This window comes from Cryobacterium sp. Hb1 (assembly GCF_004403585.1).
GTDB classification, from domain to species: domain Bacteria; phylum Actinomycetota; class Actinomycetes; order Actinomycetales; family Microbacteriaceae; genus Cryobacterium; species Cryobacterium lyxosi.
Genome location: NZ_SOHI01000008.1, coordinates 19,622 through 42,024, shown reverse-complemented (window position 1 = coordinate 42,024; position 22,403 = coordinate 19,622). Strand labels below are relative to the sequence as shown.

Annotated in this window: 19 protein-coding genes and 1 pseudogene; 8 read left to right on the top strand and 12 right to left on the bottom strand. The window is 65.5% G+C overall.

All coding sequences use genetic code 11. The features are described 5' to 3' along the window. Nucleotides 1-169: 169 nt before the first annotated feature. Nucleotides 170-1,048 (bottom strand): hypothetical protein, encoded by an 879-nt coding sequence (locus E3T38_RS02140; RefSeq protein WP_134545820.1) that lies wholly within the window; start codon nt 1,046-1,048, stop codon nt 170-172. Between the two features lie 261 nt (nt 1,049-1,309). Here E3T38_RS02140 and E3T38_RS02135 point away from each other — a divergent pair, with 261 nt between their 5' ends. Further along, on the top strand, nt 1,310-2,110 hold the full coding sequence (locus E3T38_RS02135; RefSeq protein ID WP_134545818.1) for a nuclease-related domain-containing protein: 801 nt from the start codon (nt 1,310-1,312) through the stop codon (nt 2,108-2,110). A gap of 84 nt (nt 2,111-2,194) precedes the next feature. Here E3T38_RS02135 and E3T38_RS02130 read toward each other — a convergent pair whose 3' ends face one another. Then, on the bottom strand, nt 2,195-3,169 hold the full coding sequence (locus E3T38_RS02130; protein WP_134545816.1) for a DUF1524 domain-containing protein: 975 nt from the start codon (nt 3,167-3,169) through the stop codon (nt 2,195-2,197). 160 nt (nt 3,170-3,329) lie between these two features. Here E3T38_RS02130 and E3T38_RS02125 point away from each other — a divergent pair, with 160 nt between their 5' ends. Beyond that, nucleotides 3,330-4,091, top strand: coding sequence for a hypothetical protein (locus tag E3T38_RS02125; protein ID WP_134545814.1), 762 nt, complete (start codon nt 3,330-3,332; stop codon nt 4,089-4,091). On the opposite strand, the gene E3T38_RS02120 is transcribed toward E3T38_RS02125, so the two are convergent. Beyond that, complete coding sequence (locus E3T38_RS02120) at nt 4,088-4,303, bottom strand: hypothetical protein (RefSeq protein ID WP_134545812.1); 216 nt, start codon at nt 4,301-4,303, stop codon at nt 4,088-4,090. The two genes, E3T38_RS02125 and E3T38_RS02120, sit on opposite strands and share 4 nt — an antisense overlap. Before the next feature lie 334 nt (nt 4,304-4,637). Between E3T38_RS02120 and E3T38_RS02115 the strand changes: the two genes are divergently transcribed. After that, the gene (locus E3T38_RS02115; protein ID WP_166805387.1) at nt 4,638-5,441 is read left to right on the top strand and encodes a nuclease-related domain-containing protein; all 804 of its coding nucleotides are present in this window, start codon (nt 4,638-4,640) and stop codon (nt 5,439-5,441) included. Nucleotides 5,442-5,450: 9 nt separating this feature from the next. On the opposite strand, the gene E3T38_RS02110 is transcribed toward E3T38_RS02115, so the two are convergent. Beyond that, nucleotides 5,451-6,113, bottom strand: coding sequence for a hypothetical protein (locus E3T38_RS02110; RefSeq protein WP_134545808.1), 663 nt, complete (start codon nt 6,111-6,113; stop codon nt 5,451-5,453). 135 nt (nt 6,114-6,248) lie between these two features. After that, a complete protein-coding gene (locus E3T38_RS02105; RefSeq protein ID WP_134545806.1) occupies nt 6,249-6,719 on the bottom strand; it encodes an L-lactate permease in 471 nt (156 codons plus the stop codon). 163 nt (nt 6,720-6,882) lie between these two features. Here E3T38_RS02105 and E3T38_RS02100 point away from each other — a divergent pair, with 163 nt between their 5' ends. Beyond that, nucleotides 6,883-8,676 (top strand): L-lactate permease, encoded by a 1,794-nt coding sequence (locus tag E3T38_RS02100; protein WP_134545805.1) that lies wholly within the window; start codon nt 6,883-6,885, stop codon nt 8,674-8,676. Between the two features lie 154 nt (nt 8,677-8,830). On the opposite strand, the pseudogene E3T38_RS02095 reads toward E3T38_RS02100, so the two are convergent. The 4 genes and pseudogenes from E3T38_RS02095 to E3T38_RS02080 all read right to left on the bottom strand — a co-directional run bounded on the left by E3T38_RS02095 (nt 8,831) and on the right by E3T38_RS02080 (nt 15,342). Further along, a pseudogene (locus E3T38_RS02095) lies at nt 8,831-11,765 on the bottom strand (FAD-binding and (Fe-S)-binding domain-containing protein). Nucleotides 11,766-11,815: 50 nt separating this feature from the next. Beyond that, nucleotides 11,816-13,594, bottom strand: a complete 1,779-nt coding sequence (gene gcl / locus E3T38_RS02090; protein WP_134545803.1) for a glyoxylate carboligase — start codon at nt 13,592-13,594, stop codon at nt 11,816-11,818. A 16-nt stretch (nt 13,595-13,610) separates the two neighbouring features. Then, nucleotides 13,611-14,510, bottom strand: coding sequence for a 2-hydroxy-3-oxopropionate reductase (locus E3T38_RS02085; protein WP_134545801.1), 900 nt, complete (start codon nt 14,508-14,510; stop codon nt 13,611-13,613). A 16-nt stretch (nt 14,511-14,526) separates the two neighbouring features. After that, nucleotides 14,527-15,342, bottom strand: a complete 816-nt coding sequence (locus E3T38_RS02080; protein WP_104127448.1) for a hydroxypyruvate isomerase family protein — start codon at nt 15,340-15,342, stop codon at nt 14,527-14,529. A 192-nt stretch (nt 15,343-15,534) separates the two neighbouring features. Between E3T38_RS02080 and E3T38_RS02075 the strand changes: the two genes are divergently transcribed. Next, on the top strand, nt 15,535-16,296 hold the full coding sequence (locus tag E3T38_RS02075; protein WP_134545799.1) for an IclR family transcriptional regulator: 762 nt from the start codon (nt 15,535-15,537) through the stop codon (nt 16,294-16,296). A gap of 59 nt (nt 16,297-16,355) precedes the next feature. Here E3T38_RS02075 and E3T38_RS02070 read toward each other — a convergent pair whose 3' ends face one another. Further along, complete coding sequence (locus E3T38_RS02070) at nt 16,356-17,672, bottom strand: helix-turn-helix domain-containing protein (RefSeq protein WP_134545797.1); 1,317 nt, start codon at nt 17,670-17,672, stop codon at nt 16,356-16,358. 145 nt (nt 17,673-17,817) lie between these two features. Here E3T38_RS02070 and E3T38_RS02065 point away from each other — a divergent pair, with 145 nt between their 5' ends. Further along, nucleotides 17,818-19,608 carry an NAD(P)/FAD-dependent oxidoreductase gene (locus E3T38_RS02065; protein ID WP_104198220.1) on the top strand — a complete coding sequence of 597 codons (1,791 nt, stop codon included), beginning with the start codon at nt 17,818-17,820 and terminating at the stop codon, nt 19,606-19,608. Nucleotides 19,609-19,704: 96 nt separating this feature from the next. On the opposite strand, the gene E3T38_RS02060 is transcribed toward E3T38_RS02065, so the two are convergent. Both E3T38_RS02060 and E3T38_RS02055 read right to left on the bottom strand, forming a co-directional pair. Further along, complete coding sequence (locus E3T38_RS02060; protein WP_134545795.1) at nt 19,705-20,682, bottom strand: NAD(P)H-quinone oxidoreductase; 978 nt, start codon at nt 20,680-20,682, stop codon at nt 19,705-19,707. 24 nt (nt 20,683-20,706) lie between these two features. Further along, nucleotides 20,707-20,901: a hypothetical protein gene (locus E3T38_RS02055; RefSeq protein ID WP_134545793.1), complete on the bottom strand. Its 195-nt coding sequence runs from the start codon at nt 20,899-20,901 to the stop codon at nt 20,707-20,709. Between the two features lie 116 nt (nt 20,902-21,017). On the opposite strand from E3T38_RS02055, the gene E3T38_RS17260 reads away from it, so the two are divergent. Both E3T38_RS17260 and E3T38_RS02050 read left to right on the top strand, forming a co-directional pair. Next, a complete protein-coding gene (locus E3T38_RS17260; RefSeq protein WP_255452717.1) occupies nt 21,018-21,140 on the top strand; it encodes a hypothetical protein in 123 nt (40 codons plus the stop codon). A 41-nt stretch (nt 21,141-21,181) separates the two neighbouring features. Further along, the gene (locus E3T38_RS02050; protein ID WP_166805386.1) at nt 21,182-22,324 is read left to right on the top strand and encodes an MFS transporter; all 1,143 of its coding nucleotides are present in this window, start codon (nt 21,182-21,184) and stop codon (nt 22,322-22,324) included. Nucleotides 22,325-22,403 lie beyond the last annotated feature (79 nt).

Below are 22,403 nucleotides of genomic sequence, written 5' to 3'. Positions count from 1 at the left end.
AGTGCCTTACGTCGGTGCCCCCAGAAGCCAGAGACCGAACGGCCGTGCCCAAGTTGCTTGGTTCAGCATAAGCGAAGGAATGTACGCCCCCTTATATGCCGGTGCAAACCTCAGCCAATTCCCGGGAAGATCATGCAGGCGCCGTCGACCTGCCAGCGCGGCCGGCCGGTCAGAGGCGGTTCAACGCATCCGTTGCGGCGAACTGTTCGAGCACGGCCCGCACCTGAATAGACGCCTCGGTGCGCCCCGATCGTACGTCCGGGATGCGCAGGGCCGGAAGCTCGCTCGGCGTCGGAAAATTCGTGTAGGCATCGCGCATGAATCGGTCGAGGCGCTCACCCACCTTGGGATCCTCGGTCCACGTCCGCGGAAGTCGGGCCGGCTGGCTGAGCGGATCAAAACCGAGCAGGGCTACCCGCGTAACGGATGCCGCTGTTGCGCTTGCGTCGTCCAGGGGCAGTGGGCGAGCCATGCGCACTCCGGCGAAGACCACTCCGGTGCCGAGCAGTAGCCAGGCGATGGGAAGGATCGCCTGCATGCTGACTTGACCGCCGGTGACCAGGACAAAGAAGTAGGCGAAGACCCAAACCACCGGGGACAGCAGCATAAGTGCGATACCACCTCGACGAATGGATCGCGAGCGCTGTGATCGAGACGCGGTCGTGCCCAGCTGACTCGTGGTGAAGGCTTCGCGCTGTGCCGACGAGATGACCTGGCTGGTATCGAACCGCCAGGCGGCGACGATGGCTTCATCGCGGGCGGCGATCGCCTGGCTCAGCAGGGCGGCTCGGGGGGCCCAATCACAGTATTTCTGACCATCGAGCGACTGCACCCAAAACCGATAGTTGATGTGCCGCTGCTCGCTGACTCCTTGCTGGGTGGCGTAGGACGTCGCCGAAGCAGCAGCGGTCGCCCGGGCGTTCGTCGTGAACGAGGTTTGCTGGCCCCCCGGTAGCTCCGGTGACGTGCTCGCATTGAACGCGACCACGGCGGCCGCCGCTGCGGCCTGCGTGTTTGTGACAGCGCGCGACAGATCATTGTCGATCATGGACTTCCCCTGGACATTTTTACGACTGGCGGCAACATGCCTTGCTGGTCGTGCCATGGGGTTGCTGTCGAACAACCGGGCCCTGTCATCGTGGCACACCCCTTGGGGTGGCACGCTATCGGGGCCGATGCCTCCCCCCGTACTGGGTGTACGAAGCTCTCGGAACGCGGTAGTTCAGGCACCTGATGCGCGCACCGCCCGATCGGGGGCTGCTCCAACTGGCTGCCGGGCGGTTATATTCAAACACCGAACAGGAGAACCGTGACAATCGATGCGCCCATAATGCGACTGCGGTGCCCCGCGCAGTCGATCATAGAAGTGCTCCTGCTGGAGCAACGGCTGGTTGCCCCCCGCCGGAAGCTGGAGCGACTGGTCGGTCGGTCGCCGCTCGGCGCCGACAGCGTGCGTTGCCTCGACGCCGCCCGGGCGGAAATCGCCGTGGGGCTCGCGCTGGCCGAGCTGCCTCGGGGATGGATCGTCTTCCATTCCCTGCCGGTGGGCGACAGCGGCGCCGACGTCGACCACCTCGTGATCGGACCCGGCGGCGTATTCGCCCTCCATTCTGACCGTCAGGCGCGCAAATCTGTACTGGTCGCCGGACGCAGCGTGCTCGTCGGCGCCCGAAAGATTCCGTATATAAGGGAGGCCGAATTCGAGGCGGTCAGCCTCACCACCCTGCTTTCCAAGCGGATGCCGAGCACAGTATCGGTACGGGGTGTCGTCGTACTCGTCGATACCAAACGTGTGACCGTGCAGACGCAGCCGTCGCGGGTAAAAATCATCGAGGCCTCCGACCTGTGTGCCTGGTTGCAGGGGCTCCCCTCCGTACTAGCTCCCCTCGACCGGTTGGAAATTACCCGATTCGTCGAGAACCCCGCGCTCTGGCAGGCGCTCACAGCACTGAAGCCGGCTGAGATTCTGCAGCGTTTTAGCGAGCTCGAGGCAGAAGTGGCCCGCGCGCGATACACCCGCCTGCGATGGATGACGCTCGGAATAGTTCTCAGCACACTCGGTGCCCTGCACGTGCTACTGCTGCTTCCGCAGATTGCCAGCGCTCGGTAGCCGCGCCGGAACCAAAGGGTCGAGCCTTGCTGAAGTGGCGCGGCACTACGCGGGTGCACGGCGCAAAGCGGCTTCTGCGCGGGACTATTCGCAGCCGGCGCCGTCGCCGTCGCGATCGAGATGGCCGCCGTAGCCGGGGTCACCGACGTGAACCGGGGCCGCACCGGACTCACGGGCCGCGGTGCAGTTGTGAAAATAGACATCGCGCGGAGTCTCGGCGACCGGCGCCGACGTGGGCGCGACGACGGCGTTCGTCGTCGGGGTCGTCGTCGTCGCGAGTTCGTTGGGGCAGTTGGACAGGATGCGCGTCATCGCATCGTGTTCGGCGGCGGTCACCCACAGCGCATAGGTCGCCTTCACCGAAACCTGCCGTGCTACGTAGGCGCAACGGAAGCTTTTCAGCGGCGGCAACCAGGTGGCCGTGTCACCGTCACCCTTGCGTGAATTGGTCACGCCGTCAACGGCGAGCAGATTGAGGGGATCATTGGCGAGCGCCACCCGCTGTTCCTGCGACAGCTGCTGCGCTCCGGTCTGCCAGGCATTGGACAGTGCCACGAGGTGGTCGATCTGCACGAGCGACGAGGTCGCCCGCCCGCGCACGAAGGTGATGGTCAGGCCGGTGTACGGTCCGAGCAGGGTGCCGCCCTGCACCTCGCAGCCGCCGTCAACCACGAGGGCGCTCAGGTCGCGGGCCAGGATGTCGTTGCGGGTGTCGCATCCGTTCTGGTCCACGTCTTGCCAGGCCGATCCGAAGCTTTCCTCGCGGTCGTAGCCGGTCTGGGGCGCGCGCCCCTTCACCGGCAGGGTCTCCAGCACGGAAAGGGCCGCGGTGTCGGGCGTGGCCGTCACTTCGGCGGTCGAATCGGGCGTCGAATCGGGCCTCGAATCGGGCGTCAGTGCGGGTGCGGCTGTCGCTGATGGCAGCGCGCTGGTTGTCGGGACGGCCAGGTTCGACGGAACGGATGATCCCGCCACCGCGGTTCCCACCAGGATCGCCCCGAGCACACCCACGACCAACCCCATCGCTAGAAATGATCGGGTCGAGCGTCGAACGGTCATGATGCTCCTTCTGGCCGCACGGCACGACTCTCCGAATATACGTGGTGTGGCGCGGGCGCCTCGAAACAGGGCAGCATCCATTTCGTGAAACGTCCCCCATTCTGGGGGTCTTGCGGCAGGGATGGCACTGGCAAGATATAAAACCCGGCGAGGAGCACTGATGATTCACATACTCTCCACGTGGCGGCGTCCTTCGACGCCCCCGGAACCACTCGAATCGAATCGCACCGCAACGCCGCGATCATTGGTAGGGCCAGCCTGGCTGCCCGGCTATGCGCCCCGCCCTGCGGTCCCGCCGATCGACCTGGCGTTGGCCAGAGCTCGCAGTGAATCGGCCATCGACACGCTGCTCGCGACGCTTCCCGAAAACTGGGCCGCATTCACGTTGCCCAGGTTCGGCGGTGATGGCGCGGGCGTGATGCGCCTGCTGGTGGGTCCCGGCGGGGTTCTTGCCCTGCATGCACGACTGTTCGACGGCCAGATCGCCTGGGTGCACCGACAGACTGTGCTCGTTGCCGGGCAGCGCTCGCCGGATCTCACGGTGGCCACAGCCGGCGCCAACCGCCTCACGGTGCTCCTGCGCGGTCGACTGCCGCTGCGCACCGCGGTGCAGCCCGCACTCGTTCTACTGGGCACCCGCGCGCTATGGATCACCGGCCGTTCGGGGTGGGTCAAGTCGGGTTTGGGGAAGGCGGGGCCGACCAAAATGGCCTCTGGCCGGACACCATCGGTGCCGGTGCCGGTGCCGGTGCCGGTGCCGGTGCCGGTGCTCGGTGCTGCAGCGCTCGGCGACTGGCTGGTCGCACGCCCACAGGTGCTACGCCCGATCGAACGAATGGAACTCGCCGCCGTGATCGACAACCCGCTGACCTGGGGTATTCGTCCGACGATCCTGCCCCAGCCCGGTAGCGTGGGGGTCTAGCGCACGCGCTTGGCCGGGCCGTGACCCTTGGCCGACAGCAGTCGCGCGCGCACCGAGAACGCGCCACCGACGACGAGCGAGACCACGGCGGCCGGTAGGATCACGTCGACGAACTGGTTGCCCGAGAGCAGGTTGGCCAGCAGCAGAAGCACGGCCAAGCCGCTGAAGGCGAGTCCCGCAATCGCGCAAACATTGAAAGTCAGGTGTTTCACGAGTGAATCCAATCGGTGGGGTGATTTCAGGCTAGTCGACGTTGCCCTACTTAGTGGGGGAGGCCCCGGCAGGGGGCGCCACCTTATATTGACAGCGGATGCTTTGCGCAAGCCTCGGGGGTCGCCTCGGAGCGTGAATGAGCATTACTTACGATTTGCTAACCAAAGCTGTGACGCAGCCGATTGTTAGGACGGAATCGGCAGGTGTCGGTGGCACCCTCATACGATCGAACTCGTAGTAAGGCAAGTGAACGTGGCTATGACAACTCTTGGTACTGGAAGGCAGGCTCATGATCACGAGCCGGCAGTCTCTGTGGCGCGCAACAGGCCCCCGGTGTCCATCGCCCCCGGCCGGTTCGCCGGTCAATCCGTTATCGAGGAACTGCTGCGCCAGCACGAAGACCGGCCGCCGCAGTCCTGGCTGGCACGCACCCTGGGTGTCGCGCCGCTCGATGCGAATGGACTGGGCTGGCTCCGCGCTGCGCAGGCCGAGATGATTGTCGGCGATATTCTCACACGGCTGCCTGATGGCTACACCGTCTATCATTCTCTGCCCATTCGCAGTACGGCGTTCTGGGTCGACCACCTCGTCGTCGGTCCGGGAGGAGTCTTCTCGATCAACGCGAAAACTCACTGGGACCGCGACCTGACCGGGTCGCCGCGCTCCATTCCCATCGGCGCCCACGCCATGCCGTACCTGCGTGACGCTCGGTTTGAATCGGCCCAGATCACCGCGTTGTTGGCGGCGGTGATGCCGGCAGCGAGCGTTGTTGAACCCATGATCGTGCTGGTCAACCCGCACAAAATTCTGCTCGACCGCAAACCCAATGCCGTCACGGTCATTGATTCGCCTCGACTGCGCCGGTGGCTCGTGGCGCGCCCGCGAACGCTCACCCCGGAACAGCAGGCCGCGGTCACCGCGCTCATCGACGACCCCGCGACCTGGCGAGCAGCTCCCCAGCTGATTGCGCCAGCGCACCTGCACGCCCGGTTCACCGCGCTCGAACAGCAGGTCGCGGCCGCCCGAACGCGGCGTACCACGTTCACGGTACTCGCCGCAGCGGCGGCCGCGACCCTGCTTGCCGCCTTCACATCGCCCCTCATCGTCGCTGCCGTGGAGTACCTCGCCGTGCGCTGAGCCAATGGGTCAGGCGAGACGCTCGAGAACCGTGCCCTCGCGCATCCGCTCGACGCGTACGACGTGGTCGCGCAGGTCGCGCACCCCGCGCGCGATGGCGAGTTCGGCGATGTCCTGTCCCTTGGTCACCGCGTGAGAACGGGTGGGGTGCCGGTAGTCTTCGATCGATTCGAAGGTGCCCCGCCCGCGCGGCTCCTTGCTGTGCCGCTGAGCGAAGCCGGAGTTGATGGCACTCAGCTCGATCTCGTCTTCGTGGGCAGCGACCAGGCTCCTGGTGTTCACGGTGATCACCGTGTGGGCATCGTCGCGATAGGAGCGGGCATTCAGCAGGTCGCGCAGCAGCCGTGGCTGCAGGTGAAAGAAGACGCGATCGTTCAGCGCCGCGTACCATTCGGCCAGTGTCATGTCTTCGAGGGCGTCTTCCAGCGACGGCTCATGGATGGCCTTCTGATGACGAATGACCGCGGTGCCGAATTGGGCATGCTCCAGCACGCGCGACTCGCCTCGGCGCTTGCCCAGAATGGCAGCCTGAGGGGCTCCCTGCTTGACACCCCATCGGGTGACGAGTGCGGCTGGACTGAGCAGCCCGTGCCGCCAGATGGAGGGCCAGCTTCCATCGGCGGCCACGTGGTAGAGCTCGGGGTATAGCCGAATCAGATCGCGAGACAACACATTTCGAGCGTACTCGCCGCCGGAGCGGCCCCGAGCCAGCCCGAAAGTTCACCGTCAGTGCTGTCAGCGCAGGCGGCGCAGTCAGCCGGGGCAGTCGGGGCAGTCGGGGCAGGTCGAGCGTCGTGAGCGCCGTCGTCAGGGCACCATCCAGCCGAGCACGGGGGTCGAATGCAGCCAGATCAAGAGGGTCATCAGCACGAGGAGGCCCAGACTCCAACCGATCAGCTTGCGGAGGAGCGCGCTCTCCGCCCCGGCGAGCCTGACAGCGCTAATCCAGCGCAGCTGCATCAGGGTTTCCCGGTAGACCCGCAGTCCCTGGCGGGGCGTGATCTTGTATAAGGCCATCAGGACCGCACCGGAGATCAGCACGGATGTGCCCGCTGCCTTGAGATGGTCCAGTTTGAAGAGCTGAGCGACAACGGGATTGCCAGCCGGGTCGATCACATTCTGCCCCGGCCACCGGAACGTCACGCTGCCGAAAGCGGTTAGCCAGGCCTTGACTATCGGCACTTGGGCAATCGAGAAGATCACGATGATGATCAGGTAGGGGGCAATAGCCGTCCAGACCTGGCGCGCGGCAGGCCGCGTCTCTGGTGCACCGAACATCGTGATGCGCTGGCTCTAGACCGTGGGTGCGGCCTTGTCAGTCATCCCCTGAGCCTAAAGACGGCACATCCGTTGACCCTGAATGAAGCGACGCTCTAGGATGACATCCACAACACAATATTAAAATTTCACCATACGAAAATTGGTCAGAGAGGACCTAATCGTGGACAATCTCGCTGTGCTGAGCCTTCTGGCGCTGGCACCAATTCTGGTGGTGGGCATTTTGCTCGCCGGATTTCGATGGCCCGCCAAGTACGCCATGCCAGTGGGCTACATCGCGACCGTGATCGTAGCCCTCGTGGTGTGGAAGATGGACTCTCGCGGAGTCATCGCCGCTTCGCTCGAGGGAGTGATCATCGCGGCAACCCTGCTGTACATCGTGTTCGGTGCCCTCCTGCTGCTGTCGACGCTGACGGTCGGAGGGGCGATGTCCAGGATCCGTGCCGGGTTCAACAACATCTCGCCCGACCGGCGCATCCAGGCGGTCATCATCGGGTGGCTGTTCGGAAGTTTCATCGAGGGCGCTTCGGGCTTCGGTACTCCCGCCGCGGTCGTCGCGCCGCTGCTGCTGGCGATGGGCTTCCCGGCGATGGCCGCCGTTATGGTGGGCCTCATCATCCAGAGCACGCCGGTGAGCTTCGGTGCGGTCGGCACCCCCATCATTGTGGGCGTCGGCGGCGGACTCGGCGGCGATCCCGCGGTGGCCGAACGCCTCTCCGTACTTGGTGTCACGATGCCTGAGTTCGTGGCCTCGATTGGATTCCAGGTGGCGTTGATCCACGCGATCGTGGGACTGCTCATTCCGCTGATTCTCGTCTGCATGCTCACGGGCTTCTTCGGCCCCGAGCGCCGTTTCCGTGACGGGCTCGCGATCTGGCCGTTCGCGCTATACGCCTCGGTCGCCATGACCATCCCCTCGGTTCTCGTGGCCCGTTTCCTCGGCCCGGAATTCCCCTCGCTTTTCGGCGGCCTCTTCGGACTCATCCTGGTGATGTTCACCTCAAGCAAGGGCTTCTTGATGCCGAAGAAGACCTTTGACTTCGGTCCGCGCGCCACGTGGAGCCCGCGCTGGATGGGCACTATGGAGCCGGCGGCGGCACCCGCCGCATCCGCTCGCCCCATAAGTATCGTGAGTGCCTGGGCGCCCTACGTGCTGATGGCTGTGCTCCTCGTGGGCAGCCGAATAATCGTCCCGGCCAAGGAATTTCTCACCGGCATCACCATCCCCTTCAACAACATTCTGGGCACCGACATCTCCACCGCCGTGCAGCCGTTCTACTCGCCAGCCTTCCTGCTCATTCTGGCGTCACTGTCCGCCTATGCACTTCACCGCATGAACGGCAGACAGATTCGCGAGACCTGGGCTGTCTCCGGCAAGCAACTCGCTGGAACCGCCGTGGCCCTGCTGTTCGCCGTGCCGCTCGTGCGCGTGCTGATCCAATCTGGGCCGGACCTCAACGCGTCCGGTCTCTCGAGCATGCCTGTGACTCTTGCCGAAGGTGCCGCGGCCGTCTCGGGCAGTTCCTGGCCGTTCATCGCCCCGTTCATCGGAGCGCTCGGAGCGTTCGTCGCCGGTTCCAATACCGTGTCGAATCTCACGTTCTCCCAGTTCCAGTTCTCCACCGGTAACGCCATCGGAGTGAACCCCGAGCAGGTAGTGGTCGCACAGGCTGTAGGAGGCGCCGGCGGAAATCCGATCGCCATCCACAACATCGTGGCAGCCTCGGCGACGGTGGGACTGCTCGGCCGAGAGGGAGACCTGCTGCGCAAGACGATCCTGGTCACGCTGTACTACTGCATAGCAGCCGGCTCGATCTCGTTCATTTTCATCTACGGCCTCGGCTTCAACCTCGGCTCAATCATGCTCGTGCTGCTCATGACGACGCTCGGGCTGATCGTGCGCTGGATGTTGCGCCAGAAGGCAGCCGTGCTGGCCCCCGAACCAACACACGTTTAGTACCGTCACCCGAAGAGCGGGCGGCAGCGGAGGCATCCGTTGTCGCCCGCTGTGTTGTTCCGGGCACGCACAAAAAACCGGAGAATGTGAGACACACGAAGCGGGTTGGTTCACCGCGGTATGTCTCACAAACCCCGGTTTCAGGGACGTGGGCCTACGGCCGGGTGACCTCCTCCAGGATCTCGAGTACGTGACGATATGGTTTGCCGGTGGCACGCGTCATTCCGAGTTCGCAGGTGCGGTTGCAGGAGGCGTGGGCGGTGGCGCCCATGGCGACGACGTCCGCGGCCTGAGCGCGGGTTGCGGATGCGGTGAGTTCAGGATGGAGCATTCCTCGGTCGCCGGCGAACGCGCAACACCCCCAATTCTCCGGGATCTCAACACGTTCGGCGATGGCGTCTGCGATGGTGTCGAGGGCCGGGTTGATGCCCAGGCGGGTCGAGGAGCAGGTGGGGTGCAGCGCGAGTGACTCGATTTTTTGATACCCCGGCAGGCTCGGCAGGATGTGGATGGCTGCGAACTCCACCGCGTCGATGACGGTCAGGGGCCGCGCGCTGGTATCGCCCTCGATGATGTGGCGAAGGCCCTCGGTGCAGGAGGAGGCATCACAGACGACGGGCAGGGCGCCCTCATTGGTGGCGGCACGCAGTACGGCAAGGGTTTTGTGGCTCATGGTGGCGAGCCCGTCAGCCATGCCCTTGGACGACCATGGTGTGCCGCAGCACAGCGCGTCGATTCCGGCCGGAACGAGAAGGGTGATGCCGGCGCGTTCGCACAACTGCTCGAAGCCGACCTGCACGCCGCAAGTTCCCGTGGTGGCCGGACCGAACATTGTTTGCACGCAAGCGGGAAAATAGACGGCCTGCGGCGCATTTGTTGGCTGGGTACGCTGCCGGGTGGTTTCCGACGGTGGATTACGCATGTCTGGTTTCGCTTTCTTCGACTGTGATGGACGGGCGTGCCTTGGGCGCAGTCGTCACCGCCCGATGTTTGCGGCTGGCGCCGCCACCGGGCAGTTCGGGGGAATAGAGGGGGACGGCGTCGGTGCCGAGCACGGCGCGGGCCAGCTTGTTGGGCGCGAGGATGACGCCGACGGGTACCGTGCGAACCACATTCAAGGCCACGCCGGCAACCCGGGTCACGGCGCCCCAATTCTTCGCGGCAACATTCCAGATGGCCTTCTCGACCGGATTGGCGTCATCTCGGCGCAGGCGCTTCATGAGGTCGCCGGTGTTGATCGTCACCGGGCAGGCTGTCTGGCACATGCCGTCGGCGGCGCAGGTCTGCACGGCGTCGTACTCGTAGTCCTTCTCCAGCTCGGCCACCAGGGCGAGATTGCCATCGAGCCGGGCCTGTTCGATTGCACGCAGCGACACGATGCGCTGCCGGGGGGTGAGCGTCACATTGCGGCTCGGGCATACCGGTTCGCACCAGCCACACTCGGTGCAGCGATCTACTTCACTTGCCACGGCAGGGATGGCCTTGAGATCTTTGAGGTGCGCGTTCGGGTCGTCATTGATGAGCACACCCGGGTTGAGCAGGCCGGCCGGGTCGAACAACACCTTGATGCGCCGCATGACGTCATAGAGCTCGTCGCCGTATTGGCGTTGCACGTAGGGTGCCATGACGCGCCCAGTGCCGTGCTCGGCTTTGAGCGAACCACCCTCGCCGAGTACGAGGTCGACGAGGTCTTCGGTGAACTGGCTGAACCGTTCCAGCCCGGTCGGGCTGCCGAAATCGTCGGTGAGCATGAAGTGCACGTTGCCGTCTTTGGCATGACCGAAAATCATCGAGTTCTCGTACTCGTACTTGGCGAATAGTCGCATGAGCTCCATGCAGGTGCGGGCGAGCGCCGGCACGGGAACCACGATGTCTTCGAGCAGGGCGCTCGTACCCTGCGGCCGGGTGCCGCCCACGGCTGGGATGATCCCCTTGCGCAGGTACCACAGTTGGCCGCGAATGCCCGCATCGGTCGTGAAATCGGCCGGCAGGGTGAGATCCAGCGTGTTGACGGTCTGCATGCCGGTCTCGAGCAGCTGCGCCAGCTTCTCGGACGACTCGGCGTGGTATTCCACGAGGAGGGCAGCGTGCTCCTGAACAACGAGGTCGAGCACGATGGCCGGGGCACCGGGCATCTGCTGCCCCACAGTCAGCGATAACGCGTCCATCAGTTCCAGGGTGGCCGCGCCGGTCGCCACAAGGGCCGGCAGCGCGGCTGTGGCGGCCTCGAGCCCAGGAAACACGAGCAGCGCCGTCGTCACGTGCGGCAGTTTGGGCACGGTACGAAAAACCGTCTCGGCCACGAACCCCAGCGTGCCCTCGCTGCCCACAATCAGGTGCGCGAGCATGTCCACCGGCCGGTCGAAGTCCAGAAGAGAGTTCACGCCATAACCCATGGTGTTCTTCATCGAGAATTGCTGCCGAATGGTGGCGACGGAGGCCGGATTGCTCCGGGTGCGCCGTGCCAGTTCGAGCAGGCCGTTATATAAAACCGGCTCCCGCCGGAGAAGCTGATCGTCGGCATCCGCTGCACCGGTGTCGACGACGGTGCCGCTAGGCAGCACCACGACGACCGATTCGAGGGTCTGGTAGGTGTTATCAACGGTGCCGCACGCCATCCCGGAGGAATTGTTTGCCACGACGCCGCCGATGGTAGCGGCGGACTCGCTGGCCGGGTCTGGCCCGAACTTGCGGCCGTACTTGGCCAGCCGGGTGTTCACGGCCCGCACGGTGGCGCCCGGCTGCACCCGCACCCGGAGCCCCCCGTCGAGCACCTCGATGTTTTTGAAGTTGCGACGCACATCGACCAGTACCCCGTCGGTGATGGCCTGCCCGCTCAGGCTGGTGCCTCCCGACCGGAACGTGAGGTGTACGCCCTGCGCGGCAGCAACGCGCAGGAGCGCGCCGACCTCCGCAGCGTCCGTGGCTACCACGACCGCCTGCGGGATCAGCAGGAAGTGCGAGGCATCGTGGGCATTGGCGTAGAGGTCGATGGCCCGGGTTTTCACCCGGGCCGGATCGGTCACGGCCGCGCGGAGGGCTCCGAATACGGTACTGCCGGTCTGGGCACTAACGGTTGTTGTACTCACAAGAACTCCTTTGTTCGTGAATTGCACGTGCACTAAGTCAATGGGGCGAGTCAGGCCATAAAAGAAAGCGCGGTGGGCACATCGGCCGCTGTCTCAGCCAGGGCTTCGAACTCGGTCACGGCGTCGATCTCGGCGGCGGCCATGGAGATATTCGTGACTCGCTCGAGGATGACCTCGACGACCACGGGTACCCGGAACTCGGCCATCCATTCCCGAGCCTGGGCGAACGCTGCCTGCAGATCATCGGCTTCGCGCACCCGGATGGCCTTGCAGCCGAGGCCCTCGGCCACCTTGACGTGGTCGACGCCGTACCCCTCGAGTTCGGGCGAATTGATGTTCTCGAAGGCGAGCGACACCTGATAATCCATGTCGAACCGCCGCTGCGCCTGCCGGATCAGGCCGAGATAGGAGTTGTTCACGACGACATGGATGTACGGGATGTGGAATTGGGCGCCCACCGCCAGTTCTTCGATCATGAACTGAAAGTCGTAGTCGCCGCTGAGCCCGACGACCGTTTTCGTCGGATCGGCCACGGCTACACCGAGGGCGGCGGGCAGCGTCCAGCCGAGGGGACCGGCCTGGCCGCAATTGATCCAGTGCCGCGGGTGGAACACGTTCAGAAACTGTGCCCCGGCAATCTGAGAGAGCCCGATCGTGGTCACATAGCGGGTCTCGGTGCCGAACGCCCGATTCATCTCCTCATACACGCGCTGCGGCTTCATCGGTAGGTTGTCGAAGTGGGTCTTGCGCTGCATCGTGTTCTTGCGGTGCACGCAGCTCTCGACCCAGCTCTCCCAATCGGGCAGTCCGCCTTCGGCCTTGCATTCCCGTGCCAGTTCAACCAGACCGCGAAGAGCCGCCCCGGCATCGGAGACGATGCCGAAGTCGGGCGAGAAGATACGCCCGATCTGGGTGGGCTCGATGTCAATATGAATGAACGTACGGCCCTTCGTGTACGTGTCGAGGCCGCCAGTATGCCGGTTGGCCCACCGGTTGCCGATGCCGAGAACGAAATCCGATTCGAGCATGGTCGCATTCCCGTAGCGGTGCGAGGTCATCAATCCCACCATACCGGCTGCGAGCCGATGGTCGTCAGGAATGCTGCCCCAGCCCATCAGCGTGGGAATCACCGGAATATTCAACACCTCGGCGAGCTGCACCAGCTCCTGTGCGGCATCCGCGTTGATCACGCCGCCGCCGGCGATGATCACTGGGCGCTTGGCCAGCAGCAGCATCGCCAGTGCCTTCTTCAACTGGGCAGCCGATGCCGCGGGCCTGGCCACCGCCAGTGGCTCATAGGTGTCGATGTCGAACTCGATTTCCGTAAGCTGCACATCGATGGGCAAGTCGATCAGCACCGGGCCCGGGCGGCCGGAGCGCATCAGATAGAACGCTTTCTGGAAGACGCCGGGAACCTGCCCCGCCTCGAGCACGGTGACGGCCATTTTGGTGACGGGGGCCGCAATAGAGGCGATGTCGACGCCCTGGAAGTCTTCCTTGTGCAGCTTGCTCACCGGCGCCTGGCCGGTGATGCAGAGGATGGCCGTGGAGTCGGCCCACGCGGAGTAGAGCCCGGTCATCATGTCGGTGCCGGCCGGTCCGGAGGTGCCGATGCACACGCCGATGTTGCCGGCTTTGGTGCGGGTGAATCCCTCGGCCATGTGCGAAGCGCCCTCGACGTGGCGGGCCAGGATGTGGTCGATGCCGCCATGGGCGCGCATGGCGGAGTAGAACGGGTTGATGGCAGCGCCCGGAACGCCGAAGGTTTGGGTGGCTCCCTCTTTCTCGAGGATGGCGACGGCAACGTCGACTGCACGCATTTTAGACATGTGGTTCTCCTTGGAGCTAAATAGTTGGTGTGTCGACGGGTGAGCGGCCGGACATCTGCTCGACCAGCAACAGCAGAGCCGAGTGATCGAGCGAACCGTGGCCTTCGGCGCGCAGGGCGCCCATCAGCTGGGCCACCACCGCACCCAGCGGAATGGCGACGCCGGCGGCGCGGGCGGCGGCGGTGACGATGCCCAGGTCCTTGTGGTGCAGGTCGACCCGGAAACCCGGTTCGAAGCGGCGTTCCAGCATCGAGGCGGCCTTGCGGTCCAGGATGCGATTGCCGGCCAGCCCGCCGGCTAGAACCGTGACGGCGGCCTGGGTGTCAACCGAGTGTGCCTCCAGAAAAACGAGCGCTTCGGCGACGAGCTGGATGGTACCGGCGACGATGAGCTGGTTGGCGGCCTTGACCGTCTGGCCGGACCCGGCCGGACCGACGTGTACGACGGTGCTGCCCATCGCGTCGAGCACGCCGCGAATGGCCTCGACGTCGGCGGCATCCCCGCCGACCATGATCGACAGGGTGCCCTCGATCGCACCGGCCTCACCGCCGGAGACGGGGGCGTCGACGGCTTTGAGGCCGGCCTCCCGTGCGGCGGTGGCGAGGCGAACGGTGACGTCGGGACGGATGGTGCTGGTGTCAATCCAGGTGGCGTCGGCGGGGGTGTTGGCGAAGACGCCGTCCGGGCCGCCGACGACGTCCTCGACATCGGGCGAGTCGGGCAGCATCGTGATCACCACATCGGCTTCCCGCACGGCTTCGATGATGTTGGCCGCGCCGCGGCCGCCCGCGGCCACCAATTGATCGATCCGTGCCGGACTGCGGTTGAAGCCGATGACGTTATGGCCGGCCTTGACGAGATTGATCGCCATGGGAAGGCCCATGATTCCCAGGCCGATGACGGCAACATTGGTCATTTTCGTTGTCCTTTTCTCACTGGTGGTGGATGCTTGTGGCCGGTTGGACAGCGTCGAGCCAGGCAAACGGATTCGCTGCGGCCGTCTTGTACTCCAGCCCGATGACGCCCTGGTAGCCGAGCCCCTGACTGTGCGCGAGCCACTCCTGAATGGGCAACGTGCCCGTTCCTGGTTCGCCGCGGCCCGGTGCATCGGCAATCTGGATATGGCCGAATTCGTGGGCGTGCTCGATGATCACAGCGTCGACGTCGTCGCCGTTGACGGCCAGGTGGTAGAAGTCGGCGAGCAATTTGATGTTCGTGTCGCCGGTCTCGGCGCGTACCCGGTCGATGACGGCCAGCACGTCGGCCGCCGTTCGCAGGGGATACCTCGGTGCGCCGCTCACCGGCTCCAGCAGCACGGTGCCACCGATCGGGGCGACGGATCGCGCGGCGAGAGAGAGGTTTTCGACAGCCAGCTCGTCTTGTTCCTCGGCGGTGACGCCGTCGATGCGGTTTCCGTAGAGGGCATTGAAGGACGTGCAGCCGAGGCGCCCGCCGATACCGGCCGCGACCGCCAGGTTGTCGCGGAACTCGTGGGAACGGGCGGGCCAGGAGACCAGGCCCCGGTCTCCGGCCGGCATGTCCCCGGCCGCGAAATTCAAACCGGTCAGCCGAACATCGGCATCCGTGATCGCGTTTTCAAAGTCGGCAATGTCCGATTCGGTGGGAACCGCGGCGGCAAAGGGCCACCAGAACTCGACCGCGTCGAAGCCGGCGGCCTTGGCGGCGGCCGGGCGCTGGAGCAACGGCAGCTCGGTCAGCAGGATGGAGCAGTTTACGGTGTACGGCATGGGCGTCCTTGCTCGAGTCGACAAATCAACGACTTCGTTCCAGATGATTTCGTATCATGGAAGTTAGTTTCTGTTATACGAAAAGAATAGGGTCGGTGCGGCCCCGCGTCAACTGCTGTGTACTCTGAAGAACCCGGCGACGATTTTCGCAGTGCAGAAATCTGTTGTCACACACGGTCTGGAGGATGGCAGATGGCGGAACGCGGCGCTGGTAGCGGTGTGCAGTCGGTGGAACGGGTTTTCGAGCTCCTGGAGCTGATCACGGCTGCCGGTGGAGAGGTGATGCTGAGTGAGCTCGCGGCCTCTACCGACCTGCCGCTGCCCACCATCCATCGGCTGCTGCGCACGCTGATGGCCAAGGGGTACATCCGCCAGCTCGCCAATCGGCGGTACGCCCTGGGCCCCGGACTCATTCGTCTTGGAACGGCAGCAAGCCAGCAGCTTGGCGTTCTCGCCGGCCTGCAACTTCGGTCGCTGGTCGATCAGCTCGGGGAGACGGCGAACATGGCCGTTCTCGATGCCGACATGGCGCTGTACATCGCCCAGGCTCCGTCCAAACACTCCATGCGCATGTTCACGGAGGTCGGCCGACGCGCGCACACTCACGCCACCGGGGTCGGCAAGGCGATCCTGGCGCAGCTGGGCGATGACGCCGTGCGCGCCATTATGGCCAGGACAGGCATGCCGAGGCCCACGACCATGAGCATCGGAACGGTGGATGATCTGCTGGTGGACCTGGCTCGGATCCGGGAACGCGGTTACTCCATCGACGATGGCGAGCAGGAACTCGGTGTGCGCTGCTTCGCGATGGGGGTTCCGAATGCGCCGACGCCCACCGCCATCAGCGTGTCCGGGCCGGTGTCGCGGGTCGATGATGCGTTTGCGCAGCGTGCCATTCCCGCTCTGCGTGCCGCTGCGGACTCCATTTCTCTGGACCTGAACCCCGCAGCCTAAGTGGCCTCGGGAGCGGGGCAGCACCGCACTTCCGCTCGGACGCACCCATTCCTGTCGCTCTAGCCGCCGAGCTCGAGGTCGATGCGGCTGAGGCGGGCGAGCGACGCCAGATAGGCGGCATCGGCGAAACCGACCAGTTGGCCGAGGACCGGCACGGCAGCGCGGTCGTCGCTGCCCATCTCGGTTCCGCACCAGAGACGCAGCAGCTCGGCGTTTCCACTGGCGCGAACGGATGCCCCCACCGCGCTCGTGAGCTCGGCGCGCAGCGGTTCGATGGCCCGGGAGGTCGACCGGGCCAGTAGCGGGGCGGTGTACGCCGCGAGGGCAGCAGCCACCTGCCCGCCGCGCACCAGTCGTAACACCCGCGCCGAGTCAGACGAGCCGCGCAGACTGGGTGCGAGGCGATAGGGCGCAGATTCCAGCGCGTCGCCGAGTACCCGGCGAATACGGTGCATCTCGATGCGGATGGCCGCGGCGGAACCGGTCTCGCCATGAACGGCATAGGCGAGTTCGTCGGCGCTCCAGCCGCGCTCCCGCGACTCGAGCAGGGCCAGAATCTCCGCGCGGCGCAGCGACAACGGCATCCGACTGCCGTCGGCGCCGAGTACCGACGGGCTCTCACCAAGCAGCTCGAGCGAGAGGACAGATGAAATCATCAATGATCGCCCGGCAGCTACCGCCCCGGCCCCCCGCGCCGGTTCTCGTCGCGCCGCCCGCAACAACTCCTCGGCCAGCCGCACCCCGCACTTGACCATTCTCATGCTGTCGGTCGTGACCGTGTTGAGTGGCCCGGACACGTTCAAAACCCCGATCACCACGCCACTATCCGGGTCCCGAATGGGTGAGGCCGTACAAGCCCACTCGTGGTGCGTGCGCACGAGGTGTTCGGCCGAAAACAACTGCGCGGCGCGCCCGCTCAGCACCACTTCGCTGATGGCATTGGTGCCCACGCCGGCCTCGGACCAGTCGGCACCCTCCACGAATTCAAGCCCGTCGGCCTGCCGCATGGCCGAGCGACTGCCGACCCGCCACAGTACTTCGCCGCGAGCGTCAGCGAGCACGAGCAAGTGCTGCCCATCCGTGCTCTCATCGGCCAGAAGTTCGCGAAGCGCCGGCATCACGGTCTCCAGCGGATGCCCGCGGCGCAGCGCCACGACGTCGGCCACCTCGTGCAGATGCCGAGGCAGGTGCCGGTCGGGGTCGATGCCCGCGGCCAGGGAACGTTGCCAGGATTCCCACACGGCGGCGGTGATCGCGGGCGGTGGCGCACCGGCGTGAACGCGTTCGTGGGCCGCGCGGAGCATCCGTTCGTATTCTTCGGGGCAGGAAAATCGCAGGCCAGATGCGAGAACCGGGGTACTCGGCCGGTAGGGCATGCGCTGTCTCCTCCATTGGATCCGACGATGGCGCCAATCAGGAACACCGGGTGTAACGCCGGTGTAACCCCTGTGGCCGTGTACTTGAACATACAGGTCGCGTCCGACGAGGGGCTGACCTTCCGCTGGCTCACAAAGGAGTGACATGCCCGATTCACCGACCACCGTGGTCGACAACTGGCTCGCCCGGTTCGACACGGCCCTACAGAACCGAGATATCGACGGCGCCGTGGCGCTGTTCGCCGACGACTGCTACTGGCGCGATTTCGTGTCCTTCACCTGGAACCTGAAGACCCTCGAAGGCAAAGCCGACATCAAACGGATGCTCGCTGCCACCCTCGACGAGGTGCGCCCGCACAACTGGGCGCTCGCCGAACCCGCGACCGGGGATGCCGGTGCTGCCGAAGCGTGGGTGACCTTCGAAACCGGCCAGGCCCGCGGGTACGCCCACCTGCGCCTGCACGATGGCCGGTGCTACACCCTGCTCACCACAATGCAGGAACTCAAGGGTTTCGAAGAAAAGAAGGGTCGTAACCGCGAGCAGGGCGTCTCCCACGAAATTGCGAAGGGTCGCACCTCGTGGCTCGAGGAGAAAACCGCCCAGGAGGCGCGGCTCGGCTACGAGGAACAGCCGTACTGCGTGATCGTGGGCGGCGGGCAGGGCGGCATCGGCTTGGCTGCGCGCATGCGCCGGCTCGGTGTTCCCACGATCGTGATCGAGAAGAACGCCAGGGCCGGGGATTCGTGGCGTAATCGGTACAAGTCGCTGCACCTGCATGACCCGGTATGGTACGACCACCTGCCCTACCTGAAGTTTCCCGAAGACTGGCCGGTCTTCGCCTCGAAAGACAAGATCGGTGACTGGCTCGAGCATTACACGAGCATCATGGAACTCAACTACTGGTCGAGCACCGAATGCACGAAGGCAACCTTCGACGAGGATTCCCAGGAGTGGGTGGTGCAGGTGGTACGTGACGGCACGCCGGTCACGCTGCGCCCCAAGCAGCTGGTCTTCGCGCTTGGCGTCTCGGGGTATCCGAACACGCCGGTCTTTGCGGGTGCCCGGTCTTTCACAGGTGAACAACACCATTCCTCGAAGCACCCCGGCGGGGGCGACTACACCGGCAGGAAGGCCGTCGTGATCGGGTCGAACAACTCGGCCCACGATATCTGCGCCGACCTGTGGGAGCATGGCGCTGACGTCACCATGGTGCAGCGCTCGTCGACACACATCTCCCGCAGCGACTCGCTCATGGACCTCGCGCTCGGCGGACTCTACTCCGAGGAGGCGCTGGCCAACGGAGTGACCACCGAGAAGGCCGACCTGCTCTTTGCTTCGTTGCCGTACCGCATTCTGCCGTCCGCGCAGATCCCCGTCTTCGAGCAGATGGCACAGCGTGACGCTGACTTCTACTCGAAGCTCAGCGACGTTGGTTTCGATTTGGATTTTGGAACGGATGGCTCGGGCCTGTTCCTGAAATACCTGCGCCGCGGGTCGGGCTATTACATCGACGTGGGCGCATCGCAGCTGCTCATCGACGGCCGGGTCGCCGTGAAATCGGGCCAGCTCGATCACATCACGCCCACCTCCGTGGTGCTCGCCGACGGCACCGAGCTAGACGCAGACCTGATCGTGTACGCCACCGGGTACGGCTCCATGAACGAATGGCTGGCCGACCTGGTGTCACCGGAGGTCGCCGACCAGGTGGGCCGTTGCTGGGGCTACGGCTCCGACACCCCAAAGGATCCGGGGCCGTGGGAGGGGGAGCTCCGTAACATGTGGAAGCCCACGAACGTGCCGCAACTCTGGATTCACGGCGGCAACCTGCATCAGAGCCGGCACTACTCCAACTACCTCGCCCTGCAGATCAAGGCACGCATGGAGGGGCTCGACACCCCGGTGTACGAGGTGCAGGAGTCCCACTACACCCGCTGAATCGCTCGCGCGCTGCACCGGAACTCTCCAAGCTCGGTGCTCGGTGCTCGGTGCTCGGTGGTGTCGTGCTGGTGCCCACGGACAGCCTCGTCGAGGTCAGGGCACCAGCACGATCTTGCCCACGTGAGCGGATGCTTCCAACCGGCGGTGCGCATCCGCTGCATTCGCGAATGAGAATCGATCGTCGATCACCGGTCGAAACTCGCCCGAGGCGATCCACGGCCAGACCGCCGACTCGAGCGAACGCATGATGGCGACCTTTTCGGCGTGCGACCGCGCGCGCAGGGTGGTGCCCCAGTAGCGGGCGCGCTTTTGCATGAGGCGAAACGGGTCGAACGTGGCCGGTTCACCGCTCTGGTTGGCGAGCACCATGATGCGCCCGTTCACCGCGACCGCCTCGATGTTGCGTGCCGCATAGGAGCCGCCCATGATGTCGAGGATCACGTCGGCGCCCCGCCCGTCGGTCGCGGCGGTGATCTCGGCGACGAAGTCCTGCTCCCGATAGTTGATCAGGACTTCTGCCCCGAGGCTCTCACACACGGCGAGTTTCTCGGCTGATCCGGCCGTCACGGCCACGCGCGCATCGAGGAGCCGGGCGAGCTGAATGGTAGTCGTGCCGATTCCGCTTCCGCCGCCGTGCACGAGCAACGTTTCCCCGGGCTGGAGCTCAGCGGCCATGAACACGTTCGACCACACGGTGGCCAGGGCTTCCGGCAGGGCTGCGGCGTCGATGAGGTCCATCGACAGTGGCACCAGCAACGCCAGGTCTTCGTGCACCACAGCTTCGGTGGCGTAACCGCCGCCAGCGAGGAGCGCGCAGACGCGATCGCCGATGCCGAACCGAGTCACGTCGTCGCCCGCCTCGATCACCACGCCAGACACCTCCAGCCCCGGCCACTGGGGCGCGCCGGCGGGCGAGGGGTAGTGGCCCCGCCGCTGCATGATATCCGCTCGGTTCACGCCCGCCGCAGCGACCTCCACTCGAATATCGTGGGCCCCGAGGTCCAGGTCGGGCAGGGTCGAGAGGGTGAGGGCATCCGGCCCGCCGGGGGAGCTTACGATGATTGCGCGCATATGCGCAGCCTACGCGCGAGCAACTCAGGACCTGGGCATGCCGACCGCCGAGTACCCCACTGCGCTCGTGCACACCCCGTAATCGTCAACGTTGGTTCCCCGCCCAGCCCCTACCGAGGCGCCATAGAACTGAAGCGTACCGGCCTGCGCCTCGGCCGCCCGCTCCCGGGTGGCCTCGTACGGCAGCGTGCGATCCGCGAAGTTGCTGGCGTCGCTCATCCGCTTATTCTGCCCCGCGCACCGTGCCAGGGCTGCGCATGGATCATTCACCGGATGCCCCGACCTCGCCGGTCGTGTGGCCCGGACGATGCTGTCCTCCGGCCTACGATGGAAGAATGTGGCTAGAAGTGGTGCCCGCCGACGCGGTCGATTCAGCGAATGGCACCCCGCTGCACAGTCAGGTGGGGGCGAGCATCCGTTCTGGCAGCGCCGACACGCGAGCGCTCGTGCGCAAGTGATGTTCCGGCGCCAGTCGGGCACTCGCGCGGTGGTTCTCGCAATGGGCGCCACCATCACGGGCGGGCTCCCGGTGTTTTTGCTCGGCGCCCTGTTCGTGCGGATCCAGCTCGATATTCCGGCGCCGCAATGGGTGCTGGGCGCGGCCGTGGCCAGTTATTGGGCCGCCGCCGCGATGATGTCAGTGCTCGCCGGGCGCGTAGTGTCCTGGTTGGGAATTCGTTCCACAACGTTGTTCGGGGTGGCGGTCGGCGCGCTGAGCCTGATTGGATCGGCTTTTCTGGTGCCGTCCTGGGCTTGGCTGCTGGTGTGGGCCGCGGTTGGTGGTGTGTGCAACGGCATCAGCCATCCCGCCGCGAATCAGCTGATCAACCTGCGGGTGCGGCGCGGAATGCTCGCGACCGCGTTCGGCATCAAGCAGTCGGCGATTCCGTTTGCCGCGTTCCTGGCCGGGCTGGCGGTGCCGGCGCTCGCGCTCACCTTGGGCTGGCACTGGGGGTTCGGCCTCGCCGGCCTCTTCGCGCTCGCCGTAGGGGGCCTGTTCTGGTGGTCTGTGCCGCGGGGGGAGCTCGCGCGTCCCCGGCTCGGCGGTTCGCACGTGCCGCTGACCCCGCCGCTGATGAAATACCTGCTGCTGATGGCCAGCGTCACCACGCTCTCGGCGGCTGCCACCGGTGCCGTGACTGCGTATGCGGTGATCACAGGCATCGAGCGCGGGCTGCCGTTGGCCGGGGCCGGCATTCTGTTGAGCGTCGCCGGGCTGCTCAGCGTCGTCGTGCGCGTTATCGTCGGCCGAATCGCCGACCGGGCCAACAGCACGTTCGCGCTCGCCACCGTGGCCGCCATGATGTTCATCGGCGGTGCCGGAGTATTGCTCATGGCGGTGGACACCCAGTGGACGTTCGTGGCGGGCATGCTGCTGGCCCTCGGTATCGGCTGGGGCTGGCCGGGGCTCACGCACTTCGTGGTGTCCCGGGTGGCGGGTCCGGCCACCCCGAGCGCGACCGGCGTCGTGCAGATCGGTACCTATGTCGGCAGCGGCACCGGCCCGCTCGCCTTCGGACTGCTCTACGCGGCTCTACCGCAGACGACGTTGTGGATCATCGTCGGCGCGGTGCAGATCATAGCCGGGTACATCGCGTTCGTGCTCGCCCGAAAGACGCCGCCCGCTGTGCCCGTCAGCTAGGGACGATTCACAGCCTCAGTAAAACCCATCCAGGCACTGCCGTTCCGGGGCTTTCTCACGGATCTCGGCGCACCTCAAC